Source organism: Streptomyces sp. NPDC034103 (assembly GCF_055575395.1).
On sequence record NZ_JBVISS010000002.1, the window covers coordinates 677,025 to 689,920 of the forward strand.

Annotated in this window: 9 protein-coding genes; 6 read left to right on the forward strand and 3 right to left on the reverse strand. The window is 69.4% G+C overall.

Annotated elements, in window-relative coordinates; all coding sequences use genetic code 11:
• Positions 1-242: 242 nt before the first annotated feature.
• From ACZ56U_RS06075 to ACZ56U_RS06085, 3 genes are all read right to left on the reverse strand, one after another.
• Positions 243-1,175: an NAD-dependent epimerase/dehydratase family protein gene (locus ACZ56U_RS06075; protein ID WP_469082823.1), complete on the reverse strand. Its 933-nt coding sequence runs from the start codon at positions 1,173-1,175 to the stop codon at positions 243-245.
• A gap of 401 nt (positions 1,176-1,576) precedes the next feature.
• Complete coding sequence (locus ACZ56U_RS06080; RefSeq protein WP_469082824.1) at positions 1,577-2,503, reverse strand: LysR family transcriptional regulator; 927 nt, start codon at positions 2,501-2,503, stop codon at positions 1,577-1,579.
• Between the two features lie 592 nt (positions 2,504-3,095).
• Complete coding sequence (locus tag ACZ56U_RS06085; RefSeq protein ID WP_469082825.1) at positions 3,096-4,112, reverse strand: LacI family DNA-binding transcriptional regulator; 1,017 nt, start codon at positions 4,110-4,112, stop codon at positions 3,096-3,098.
• Positions 4,113-4,395: 283 nt separating this feature from the next.
• On the opposite strand from ACZ56U_RS06085, the gene ACZ56U_RS06090 reads away from it, so the two are divergent.
• The 6 genes from ACZ56U_RS06090 to ACZ56U_RS06115 all read left to right on the forward strand — a co-directional run.
• Complete coding sequence (locus ACZ56U_RS06090) at positions 4,396-5,706, forward strand: extracellular solute-binding protein (protein ID WP_469082826.1); 1,311 nt, start codon at positions 4,396-4,398, stop codon at positions 5,704-5,706.
• Positions 5,707-5,804: 98 nt separating this feature from the next.
• Positions 5,805-6,776, forward strand: coding sequence for a carbohydrate ABC transporter permease (locus tag ACZ56U_RS06095; protein WP_469082827.1), 972 nt, complete (start codon positions 5,805-5,807; stop codon positions 6,774-6,776).
• A 13-nt stretch (positions 6,777-6,789) separates the two neighbouring features.
• Positions 6,790-7,731: a carbohydrate ABC transporter permease gene (locus ACZ56U_RS06100; protein ID WP_469082828.1), complete on the forward strand. Its 942-nt coding sequence runs from the start codon at positions 6,790-6,792 to the stop codon at positions 7,729-7,731.
• 91 nt (positions 7,732-7,822) lie between these two features.
• Positions 7,823-9,262, forward strand: a complete 1,440-nt coding sequence (locus ACZ56U_RS06105) for a GH1 family beta-glucosidase (protein WP_469082829.1) — start codon at positions 7,823-7,825, stop codon at positions 9,260-9,262.
• A 245-nt stretch (positions 9,263-9,507) separates the two neighbouring features.
• Positions 9,508-12,258, forward strand: a complete 2,751-nt coding sequence (locus tag ACZ56U_RS06110; protein WP_469082830.1) for an ATP-binding protein — start codon at positions 9,508-9,510, stop codon at positions 12,256-12,258.
• Positions 12,259-12,387: 129 nt separating this feature from the next.
• On the forward strand, positions 12,388-12,896 hold a 509-nt coding region (locus tag ACZ56U_RS06115), incomplete at its 3' end, for an alpha/beta fold hydrolase (RefSeq protein ID WP_469082831.1).

The window sequence follows — 12,896 nt, forward strand, 5'->3', positions numbered from 1 at the left end:
AGCAGAGCTGTCGCCGACGGTACTCCGTGATAGGTGGGGCAACCGGTTCTCGGGTCGACGGCGACGTCATCGTGGCAGTAGCGGAAGGTGCCGCAAAGCCCGCCCTGCCGGATGGTAGTGATCTCGTGGCGACGTGAGTGCTGGTAGCGCTGGTCCGGGGAGAGCTCGGCCGCCAGCTGCAGGTTCAGTTCCTTGGCATAGCGGTGTGTATGGCGGCCACGTTGAATGCGCGGAGCTGGCCGTCACGCAGCGTCGGACGCGAGCGCTTCCTTCACGGCGGTGAGGCCGGCGGCGTGCGGGACGATGGGCCGGTAGCCCAGTTCGGTCACCGCTTTGTCGGTGCGCAGCGTGCACGGCTGTCCGATGAACCACCGCGCGGGCACCGGCACCACACGGGCGGCGGTGTCGGCGTCCATGTCGGGGATGGGCGCGTCGACGCCGTAGAGCGAGAAAAGCGTCTCCAGGAATTCCCGCAGGACGACGGGGTGTTGGTCGGTGACGAAGTAGGCCTGACCCGCCCGGCCGTGCTGCCATCCGCGTATCAAGCCTTCGACGGCATTGTCCACGTACGTCACGTCGGTGGTGTGCCGGCCGCCGTCGATCCAGGCGAACTCCCCGGCCTTGGCCGCGGCCGCCAGGCCCTCGGTCAGGCTGCTGTCGGGGCCCCAGACAAACCGCGGTCGTACGGAGACGGTGGTGAAGCCCGGTGCGTCCGCGTCCAGCACGATCTGCTCGGCGATGGCCTTCGCCGAGCAGTAGGCGGCTTCGGAGTCCGGCCGCAGTGGTGCGGTCTCGTCGATGTCCAACAGCGGTTCACCGGCCAGGAGCGCGGACTCGCTGCCGCAGTGGACGAAGGTGGCGACCCCTGCGGTACGGGCCACTTCGACAGCCGTACGGGTGCCACCGACCGTCACCCGCTCGTGGCGCTCGCGGTCGGCGGTGATGTCCGTCTCGGCGGCGAGGTGGAACAGCACCTCACTGCCTGCCACCGCGTCCTGCCAGGTGGCCGGCTCCGTCAACTCGCCCTGCACCGGCTGTGCGCCGAGGGCCGCCACCTTGCCGGCCGCCGCTTCGCTGCGGACCAGCGCGCGGACCGCATGGCCATCGCTGATGAGTCGACGGATCAGGGCTCGGCCGATGAAACCCGAGCCACCGGTGACGAATGTCTGTGCCATGGAAGCCTTCTTCCTCATGTGTGACGCTGCCGCCCGCTGCGGACGGAAGCCATGTGGTGTGCAGCGATCCCGGGCGGCCCGATGTTCCCTCGAAGTTATTCATGAATCGACGGCTTCATATAGAGAGTATGGATGGCTTCTGCTCTTCGCCACGAGCATTCGGCCGCTTGCGGCTGGTGAAAGACTTCCCGTCACCGAGGCCGCGCCCGGCACCGTCCAGCAGCCGGCCGTCGCTCGGGGTCCCCTTGTGGGGCTTGCAGCGGGCGAGACGGGCGCAGTGGACCGCAGCGTGCGCCGACGCGCGCAGGGCGTGGCGGCGTACGGTCACGCCACGGTCGAGCGCGGCCCGCTCGGCAGAATCTCGATCGGCGGTGGCGAGGAGGCCGTGGGGACAGATGTGCTCACTCGCCCGCGACCTGGACGCCTGCGTCGAGCCGCCTCTGCACGCTGCGGGGAACCCGCACTCCGTGACGGCGCAGCCCCGAGACGAACCGTGCGACGAGCGGATCGGGTTCGGCGGAGGTCACCGCCATCAGTTGTCTGGTCCACCGGGGTGTGAAGGATCGGACCACGCCGGGAAAGCCCGCACTGACCGCACTCACCGGACAGACGGCGACGCCCAGCCCGGCGGCGGCCAGTTGGGGCGCCGCAGCAGATACGGACGTCCGCATGACCGCCTCCGGGTGGACCCCGGCCCGGGCGAAGCACTGGTCGAGCCATGCGCCGAGGGCGTTGTCCGCCGTGAAGTGCACGAGTGGCACGCCATCGAGGTCCTGGATCCGCAGTGCGGCCCGTTCGGCCAGAGGGTGGCCGGTGGGCGCGGCCAGCACGATCTCCTCCTCGGCGACGGCACTGACGTGGAAGCGGCCGGATGGAGGGTCCGGCAGCACCACGACGTCAACGTCGTCGGACTCGATCAGCCTCAGCGCCTCGTCCATGAGGGCGAGTTCATGCAGAGCGATAGTCACGTCCGGGTAGCGTCGGCGCCAGTCGCGAAGCACTGGGGCGAGCAAGGCGACGGTGAGGCTTTGTGCGCAGCCGATCCGCAGCGACCCACCCCCGGCTTCTCCGACCGCCCGCGCCGAGCGCACGGCGGCGGTAGCCGCCTCGACCGCCAGCCGGGCGTCCGCGACCGCGACCCGCCCCGCGGCGGTGAGCTTGACCCCCCGTGCCTCGCGACGCAGCAGGGGCGTGCGGGTCTCGCGCTCCAGTGACGCGATGTGGTGGGACACGGCGGGCTGCGAGGAGTGCAGCAGCGCCGCGGCCTGAGTGATCGATCCGGTGTCCGCGACAGCGACGAGGCATTCCAGCGCGCGAAAAGAAGGCATTCGCAGATTCTATTTCTGACCCTCTGCATATCAATGTTTCGAGGGGGAGGGCGAGATGGTGATCGAGGGGAGCCCTGGGCGTCAACCGGGCTCGGTGCCTCACCCTGGCCCAGGGCTCCTCCACCGCAGAGCAGGCCGAACGCTGGGGCGCCGTCGCCGAGGAGCTGCCGCTGCCGGAGGTGTTGCCCCGCGCTGCTGCCTCCGCGTCCATCAGCAACGCGGGTCCAGCCCCCGTGATGACACGGCGGATTCGGGTGACATGGGCTTTGAGCGAGGCCCGCACCGGCACCGCCGGACCCTCGCCCCGAACGCATCAGTGTCTTGGGCGCGACCCACCCGCCCGCATCCGCCAACAGTGCGGCCGGCACGGTCCGTTGCACGTCCACCAGCCGTCGCCCCACAAGCCTTGAGGCGGGCGCGACGTCCGTGAGCGCCAGGGGTGCCCTCGGGCGTCCGCTCGATCACCCCCCGGTGCGACAGGGTCCCTGTGAGGGGTCGGCGTGCAGCGGACCGGGCACCCACGCGTCAAGCCGGAAGGGTCAGGCCAACGTTCGGGGTGTGCACAGGTGGTTCAGCAGCCCCCGTCATGGGCTCATGACGATTCGCGTACGACGAGTTCCGTGGGAAGCGTGACGCGCCTGCGCGGCCGTTCGGGATCGTTGATCTCCTCCAGGAGGATGCGTCCGATCATGGCGCCGATCTCCTCGACGGGCTGACGCACGGTGCTGAGGGGCGGATTGGTGTGCCGGGCGATGATGGAGTCGTCGAACCCGACCACGGCCACGTCGTCGGGGACGCGCCTGCCCTGCCTGCGCAGCTCCGCCAGAGCCCCCGCCGCCATGACGTCCGAGGCGACGAACACGGCGTCGAGTTCAGGCACCCGTTCAAGGAGTGAACGCATCGCCGCCCCGCCGCACTCCTCGGTGAAGTCGGCCGAGGCCACGAGCCGGTCCGTGCCCTGGTGGCCGGCCTTCTCGAGGGCCTCGCGCCATCCCTGGAGCCTGCTGCGCCCTACCTCCATGTCAAGCGGTCCACTGATCGTGGCGACGGTGCGCCGCCCCCGCGCGAGGAGGTGGTTGACGGCCGTGGCCGCCCCGCCGGTGTTGTCGGAGTGCACGTGACTGAGCGACTCGTCGGGGGAGCGGCGTCCGGCGAGCACCGTGGGCAGTCCCATGTCCTCCAGCAGCCCCGGCAGCGGATCGTGCTCGTGCACGGAGACGAGGAGCACCCCGTCGACACGCCGTTCCGCGACCGACTTGGTGAGCTGGTCCCGCTCCGCCTGGTCGCGGATGAGCACCAGTTGGAGCTGCGTGCGGGTCTCCGCGAGGGTGGTGCTGACACCGCGGATGACCGCCGAGAAGTAGGGCTCCGAGCCCAGCCTGGCCTCCGATTCCGGGATCACCAGGGCCACGGAGTTCGTCCGGCTCGTCACCAGTCCCCGGGCAACGGAGTTCGGGACGTAGTTCAGTTCGGCGATGGCGGCGAGCACGGCGGCCCTCGCCTTCTCGCTGACGAGTTCGGAGCCGTTGATGACTCGTGAAACCGTGGTGCGTCCGACACCGGCGCGCGCTGCCACGGTGATGATGGTCGGGCGTTGCCTTTCCCCCATGGCACCTCCCTCGCTCGGCCCTGCCTGGACGGCTTTCACCTGCGCATTGTGCCAGACCTGAGGAGGGCGCCCGCAGCATGCGGGGGCGGGCCCGCGACATCTTTCAGCAACGAAGTGGATTCCACTTCTTGACAGACGCCTTATGGGACGGCGAGGCTGCGGGCTCCTGAGTGGGCACGTTCCCACCGCCAAATGGGAACGTACCCACCGAACAAATCGCACCTGCGGAGCGGTCCGCAGGGCGCGAACTCCGGTGCGTCAGCGCCGCCGCTAGGAGGACCAGATGGACAAGTTCCGAAGCGCCTTGCGTACGAAAGGCGTGGCCGCCGTGTCGGTCGCGTCGACTCTCGGCCTGATGGTGGGCTGCGGGGGCAGCGACGGTGGCACCGGTGGAGGCAAGAAGGACGGCAAGGTCACCATCACCATGGGGCTCTTCGGCGTCATGGGCTTCAAGGAGACCGGTCTGCTCGACAAGTACATGAAGGAACACCCGAACGTCATCATCAAGGCGGACGTCGCAGGCGATGAACAGACCTACTACACCGCCCTGCAGACCCACCTGGCCGCGGGCAGCGGACTCAAGGACATTCAGGGCATAGAAATTGGTCGGGCCAAGGAACTGTCCGACACCCAGAAGGACAAGTTCGTCGACCTCTCCGGAGTGGCCGGGACGGACCACTTCCTTCCGTGGAAGCAGAGCCAGGTCACCACCGCCGACAACAAGGTGATCGGCCTCGGCACCGACATCGGCCCCATGGCCGTCTGCTACCGCAAGGACCTCTTCGAGCAGGCCGGCCTGCCCACCGACCGCGACGAGGTCGCCAAGCTGTGGGAGGGCGACTGGTCGAAGTACGTCGCCGCCGGCAAGACGTTCAAGCAGGGCTCCAAGGACGACAAGGTCGCCTTCATGGACAGCTCCAGCGGACTGTTCAACGCCATGATCTACGGCAACTCCCAGCAGTTCTACGACAAGCAGGGCAAGCTGATCTACGCCACCAACCCTGTCGTGAAGGACGCGTGGAAGCTGGCCTCCGAGGCGGCCACGTCCGATCTGACGGCCAAGCTCCGCCAGTTCCAGCCCGGTTGGGACCCCGGCCTGGCCAACAGCACCTTCGCCAGCACTGTCTGCCCGGCATGGATGCTCGCGCACATCAGCGAGAAGGCGGGGCCGAAGAACAAGGGCAAGTGGGATGTCGCCAAGGCGCCCAAGGGTGCCAACTGGGGCGGATCGTTCCTCGGGGTGATGGAGAAGAGTCCCGTCAAGAAGGAGGCGCAGGACCTCGTCGCCTGGCTCACCGCCCCCGAGCAGCAGGCCTACCTCTTCGAGAAGATCGGCAACTTCCCTTCATCACAGACCGCGTTGGAGATGCCCGCGGTCGTCGATGCCACATCGGACTACTTCGGTGGCGCGCCCATCGGAAAGATCTTCGGCGCTGCGGCCCAGGAGATCCCCGACGAGCAGGTGCTCGGCCGCAAGGACGGCACCATCAAGGACATCTTCTCGCAGGGGCTGACCTTGATAGAGGCGCAGAACAAGAGCCCGAACGAGGCGTGGAAGACCACTGACGAGCGCATCGAGAAGGCCGCCGGCTGACCTGGGGCCCTGCCTGCCGCCCGGCGCCCCACGCGTCGCCCGCTTGGGTCGCCGGTCCCCTGTCCGCCTCTCCAACCCTCCAGGAAGGACGCCTTCCGGTGGCCATCTCCACCTCCACACCCCCCAAGGGCGCGCCCGGCATCGCAGCGGAGCGTCAGCGCCGTCGTACCCTGCTGCACCGGCTCGACGTCCGCGGTGCCCCGTACGCCTTCGTCGCCCCGTTCTTCATCGTGTTCGCCGCCTTCAGCTTCTACCCGCTCATCTACACCTCGTGGATCTCGCTTCACCGCGTCGAACTGTCGACCCTGAACTTCATGGAGTGGGTCGGTTTCGACAACTACACGGCGCTGTGGGAGGACGACCGATTCTGGAACGCGCTGCTCAACACCTTCACCATCGGCGTCCTGTCGACCGTGCCTCAGCTGTTGATGGCGCTCGGACTGGCGCACCTGCTCAACTATCGGATGCGTGGCTCGACGTTCTTCCGCGTCGCCGCCCTGACGCCGTACGCCACCTCCGTCGGTGCCGCCGCCCTCGTGTTCACGATGCTCTTCGAACGTGACTTCGGCATGATCAACTGGATGTTGAGCCTCGTCGGCGTGGACAACCTTGACTGGGAGAACAACAAGTGGGCCGCGCAGACGGCGATCTCCTCCATCGTGATCTGGCGCTGGACCGGATACAACGCGCTGCTCTACCTCGCCGCGATGCAGGCGATCCCGCGCGACCGCTACGAGGCGGCGGCCATCGACGGCGCCTCGCGATGGCAGCAGTTCCTGAAGGTCACCGTTCCCGGCATCCGTTCCACCATCGTGTTCACCATCGTCCTGTCCACGATCGGCGCCACGCAGCTCTTCGGTGAACCCCTGATCTTCGGCCAGGGCCCGAACGGCATCACGGGGGGAGCGGACAACCAGTACCAGACGCTGGGTCTGCTGCTGTACGAGGAGGGCTGGAAGAACTACCAGATGGGGCGGGCCGCCACGGTCGCCTGGGCGATGTTCCTGCTGCTCATTGTCGTGTTCGTCGTCCAACGCATCGTCAAGCGCTTCATCACGCGCAGGGCCTGACCGGGAGATCTTCATGACCACAGACAGCATCCCGGCCCGGGCGACGGACGCACCTGCCGGGGCCGTGCGCACGACCCGCAACGCCACCCCGCCCGGTGGGCGGCCCTTCCGACTGTTCCGGCACCCCGCTGCCGGGCGCCAGCACCACGCGGGACCCGTCGCCTACATCCTGCTGGGGCTCGCGGCGCTGGTCTCACTGTTCCCGCTGTACTGGACGATGGTGGCGGCTTCGACCGACAACACGCGCGTCACGCAGACACCTCCGCCCTTCCTGCCGGGACCCCATCTGCTGGAGAACCTCGGCAAGGCCTGGCAGGACGCCGCGCTGGGCAAGGCCATGCTCAACAGCCTGATCGTGGCCGGCGTGATCGCCCTGTCCACGGTCCTGTTCGCCACCCTCGCCGGCTTCGCGTTCGCCAAACTCCGCTTCAAGGGCCGCAACGTCCTGCTGATGCTCGTGATCGGCACGATGATGGTGCCGCCGCAACTGGGCGTCGTACCGCTGTTCATGATGATGACGGAACTGGGCTGGGGCCAGAAACTGCCCGCCGTCATCTTCCCCACCCTCGTCAGCGCCGTCGGCGTGTTCTTCATGCGGCAGTACCTGTCCGAAGCGCTGCCTGACGAACTCGTCGAGGCCGGACGAGTGGACGGTGCGCACTCCCTGCGCATCTTCTGGAGCATCGTGCTGCCGATCGCGCGGGCTCCCATGTCCGTGCTGTTCATGATCACGTTCGTGCACGCCTGGAACGACTTCTTCTGGCCCTTCATCGTGCTCGACATGACCAACCCGACGGTGCCCGTCGCCCTCACCCAGCTCAGCGCGGGCTATGTGCGCGATCAGTCGCTGATCATGGCGGGCGCACTGCTCGGCACGCTGCCTCTGCTCGCGATGTTCATCGTCTTCGGCCGCCAGATCGTCGGCGGAATCATGCAAGGGGCGGTCAAGGGGTGAAGGGCCCACCGTCTCCCCGTTGCCGCGCTCCCTGGACGCCCCTCGCCCCGCTTCGCCTCTCCCTGCCCGCACATCATCTGGAAGGACCCACGTGAGCACTGCGACCCGACGCCTCGCGCCCGCCCCGGAGACCATCGCCGTCCGCACCTTCCCGCCGGGATTCACCTGGGGCACGGCGACCGCCGCATACCAGATCGAGGGTGCCGCCGCCGAGGACGGACGCACTCCTTCGATCTGGGACACCTACTCGCACACGTCCGGCAGGGTGCGCAACGGTGACACCGGTGACGTCGCCACCGACCATTACCACCGTTGGCGCGAGGACGTCGAGATCATGGCCGACCTCGGAGTGAGCGCGTACCGGTTGTCCCTGTCCTGGTCGCGTGTACAGCCGACCGGCCGCGGTCCGGCGGTCGAAAGGGGACTCGACTTCTATCGCGCCCTCACCGACGCACTGCTGGAAAAGGGCATCGAACCGGTTGTCACGCTGTATCACTGGGACCTGCCACAGGAGCTGGAGGACGCCGGCGGCTGGCCCGAGCGCGCTACCGCCGACCGGTTCGCCGACTACGCGGTCCTGGCGGCTCGGGCGCTGGGGGACCGGGTGAAGACCTGGATCACCCTCAACGAGCCCTGGTGCAGCGCCTTCCTCGGATACGGTTCAGGTGTCCATGCGCCCGGCCGCACCGACCCCGTCGCGGCCCTGCGCGCGGCGCACCATCTCAACCTCGCCCACGGCAAGGCCGTACAAGCGCTGCGCGCCGAACTACCCGCACGCGCGCAGGCATCCATCACTCTCAACATCCACCACGTCCGCGCACTGACCGAGGCGGCCGAGGACGTGGACGCGGCCCGACGGATCGACGCACTGGCCAACCGTGTCTTCACCGGCCCACTGCTGCAAGGCCAGTACCCCCACGACCTCCTCCAGGACACGGCGAGCCTGACCGACTGGTCCTTCGCACGGGACGGCGATGCCGCCGCCATCCACCAGCCGCTGGACTTCCTGGGCGTCAACTACTACACGCCGACGCTCGTCTCCGCGGCCACCGGCGAGGCCGGCCACGGCTCCGACGGCCATGGCGCGAGCGAGCACAGCCCCTGGCCCGGCGCCGACAACGTCGCCTTCCACCGTCCGCCGGGCAGCACCACCGCCATGGGCTGGGCGGTCGACCCCAGCGGCCTGTACGACCTGCTGACCCGTCTCAAGACAGACTTTCCCGAGATGCCTCTGGTGATCACCGAGAACGGGGCCGCGTTCGACGACTACGTCAACCCAGCGGGCGAGGTGGCCGACCCCGAACGCATCGCCTACCTCCACGGCCACCTGTCGGCCGTCCACCAGGCGATCAAGGCCGGCGTCGACGTCCGGGGTTACTTCCTGTGGTCTCTGCTCGACAACTTCGAGTGGGGTTACGGCTACAGCAAGCGCTTCGGTGCCGTCTACGTCGACTACCCGACCGGCAAGCGCATCCCCAAGTCCAGCGCGCGATGGTATGCCGACGTGGTCCGTACCGGCGTGCTGCCGTAGGACTGTGGCCGGGACCGGTGAGCGCGGGGAGCCGCAGCTGTCAGCGGCGCGCTGTCTCGATCGGTCGCGGGACGGGCGGACGCGGTCGGCGGTCGTTCCCGCCCGGCAGGGTGCATACCATGGTGCGGATGGCATCCAGAGTCGGCTCCGGGTCGCCTACCAGCGGAAATGCCGCCGGGCCGCCCGATTCCGCGAGGACGTGGAGCCTTCGGGTGCTGGGGGACACAGAGAAATCGGAGTGAGGCATGCAACGGCGGGGGCTGCTGGGTCGCGAGACAGAGCGTCGCGCGCTGGCTGCCCTGGTCGAGCAGGGGGCCGCCGGGTCGGGCGGCGCCACGGTGATCATCGGCGCGCCGGGGATCGGTAAGTCGGCGCTGGTCGCGGAGGCCGCGGCCGCGGCAGCGCGCGGCGGGACCCGTGTGATCACTGCTGTGGGTGTCCAGTCGGAGGAAGACCTGCCCTGCGCCGGCCTGCACCAGTTGGTTCACCAACTGCGGGACGGCATCGACGACTTGCCGGAGCGTCAGCGTACGGCGCTGCTCGCAGCCGTTGGGCTTGTCGACGAGGCCGTTCCCGATCTGTACCTCGTCGGCCTGGCCGCGCTGACTTTGCTGACGGACGCGGCAGCGAAGACGCCGCTACTGGTAGTCGTCGAGGACGCCCACTGGATGGACCGTGCCAGCCTCGATGTGCTCGGGTTCGTCGCGCGTCGGGTCGAGTCCGACCCCCTCGTCTTGCTCGCCGTCACCCGGCGCCTCGACGACCGTCTCAGCAGCGCCGGCCTGCCTGTGCTGCACCTGGGCCCGCTGACGGATGAGGTGTCGGGTGAGGTACTGGACGCGGTGGCCCCTGGCCTGGGACAGCAGGTCAGGCGACGGCTGCTGGAGGAGGCCGCCGGGAACCCGCTGGCGCTGACCGAGCTGCCGGTCGCGCTGCAGTCGGTCGGCGGGGCGTACGCGCTCAACCCGGGTCCGCTGCCGCTGACCGCGCGGCTGGAGCGGACCTTCACGGCACGGGTGTCCCGCCTTCCGGCAGAGACCCGCGCGGTCCTGCTCCTCTCGGCCCTCAACGGTGACGGAACCATGGAGGAATGCCTCGCGGCGGCGACCCGGATGCTCGGGACGGCGGTCGATGTTGCGGCTTGTGAAGCAGCGATCGACGCGGGTCTGGTGGAGGCCCAGGGGCTGGCCTTCAGGCACCCCCTCGTCCGGTCGGCGATGGACCACGCCGCTACCGCCGCGGAACGACAGGCCGCACACGCCGCTCTGGCCGCCGTGCTCCAGGGGCAGCCCGATCGGCAGGCATGGCACCGTGCCGCCGCCACCGCCGGTCTCGACGAACGAGCGGCCCGGGATCTGGACTCCACAGCCGGCAGAGCCCTGCGGCGAGGCGGTGTCGCCGCGGCCCTTGCCGCGCTGAGGCGGGCGGCGGAATTGACGAAGGACCCGTCCGCGCGGGCGGACCGGCTGCTGCGGGCTGCGGAACTCGCGCTGGAGTCGGGCCAAGGAGACGTTGCTGCGCATCTGCTGACCCAGGCGCGCTCACTGGATCTTTCGGTCCGGGACCGAGGCCGCGCGGCCTGGGTCAGCATCGCGCTGGCCGAGGGGACGCGGGGCGAGGGCGTAGCGACCGCCGAGCTGGCCGAGTTGGCGGTCGAGATCGCCGCTGGAGGCGAGTCGACACTGGGGCTGCGCATGCTGTGGGGCGCGGTCCTGCAATGCTTCTGGGGAGAGCCGGGGCCGGCCGCCCGCGAGCGGGTGGCCGCCGCCGCCGACCGGATGCCCGTACCTGCCGACAACGCCGACCTGGCCGCTCTGCGGGCGTACTCGACGCCGGTCGAGCGTGGGGGAGCGGTCATGGAAGGCCTGACGGGTCAGCTGCAGCGCTCGTCCGAGAACGCAGAGGGGGACCAGCTCCTGGGGGCCGCCGCCGTGACGGTGGGCGCTCCCGCCCTGGCAAGCCGGCTGACGGCGAGATCGCTGGACGCCTTGCGAGCGCAAGGCAGGCTGTCGATGCTGGCCCGCGCCCTCTGCGTCCAGGCGGGGAGCGCCGCACGGCTGGGGGACGTACGCGCCGGCTTCCTCGCCGCGGAGGAGGCAGCATCGCTGGCCCGCGAGACCAGTCAGCCTCTCGTGCACGCGATGGTGAACGCCATCCGCGCGCAGCTGGCCGCCGTCAGCGGTGACCCGGCGGCGGAGGAGTGGGCGGCGGAAGCCGAGCGCGAGGCCCTCCCCAGCGGAGGGCGCCCGGTGCTGGCCATCGTGCAGATGGCGCGCGGGCAGGCGGCGCTGTGCCAGGGCCGCTACAGCGACGCGTTCGGCCACCTGCACCGCGCGTTCGACTCGGCTGACCCCGCCTTCCACCCCTGGCTGCGCTTCTACGCGGTCGCGGAGCTGGTCGAGGCGGCCGTGCGCAGCGAATCCGCGCAGGCGGCGCGCGACGTCATGCGGGAGCTGACCCCGCTCGGGGACCTGACGTCTTCGCCCGCCCTGCTCTGCGGATTGCGACTGGGCCGGGCCCTGCTGAGCCCGCAGGATGACGCCGAGCCGCTCTACAGGGCGGCCCTCGACGCCGTCCCCACGGACTGGCCGTTCGAGCGGGCGCGGGCGCGCCTCGCTCTGGGCGAGTGGCTGCGGCGTCACCGGCGACCTGCGGAGTCCCGCGTCACCCTGCATGCCGCACGCGAGATCTTCGACGCCCTCGGCGCGACGGCATGGGCGGAGCGGGCACGGCAGGAGCTGCGTGCCGCGGGCACGTCGTCCCCTCGTCAGGATCCGGCCGTGGTCGACCGGCTGACCTCGACCGAACTGCATGTCGCCCAGCTCGCCGCGCAGGGACTGACGAACCGGGAGATCGGCGAGCGGTTGTACGTCTCGCCCAGGACGGTGAGCACCCATCTCCAGCGGATGTTCCCCAAACTGGGGGTGACGTCCCGCGGCGAGCTCGCCGCGGTACTGGGCGGCACGACGACGTACCCCGAAAGTGCAGCGTCATGACGTACCCCGAAGGTGCAGCACCATGACGTACGCCGATGACGTAGTCCGACGGACGCGGTCCGACCTGCTTGATTCCTAGGTTGGTGCCATGCGCGGTTCGCACACGGCGGACGGGCGGGAAGGCACACCGTGGGAACCATCACCGTCGGCACCGAGGGCTCGACCAGCATCGAGCTCTATTACGAGGACCACGGGTCAGGGCAGCCGGTCGTCCTGATCCACGGCTATCCGCTGGACGGGCAGTCGTGGGAGAAGCAGACCGATGCCCTGGTCAGGGCCGGCTATCGCGTCATCACCTACGACCGCCGTGGCTTCGGCCGGTCCAGCAAGACCATGACGGGCTACGACTACGACACCTTCGCCGCCGACCTGGACACCGTACTGACGCGGCTGGACCTGCGGGACGCGGTTCTCGTCGGGTTCTCGATGGGTTCGGGCGAGGTCGCCCGCTACCTCGGCGTCCACGGCTCGCAGCGGGTGGCGAAGGCGGCGTTCCTCGGTTCGCTCCAGCCGTTCCTGCTGCAGACGCCGGACAACCCCACCGGTGTGCCGCAGAGCGTCTTCGACGGCATCGCGGAGCAGGCGGAGGCCGACCGCTACGCCTGGTTCGAGAGCTTCTTCGTCGACTTCTTCAACAC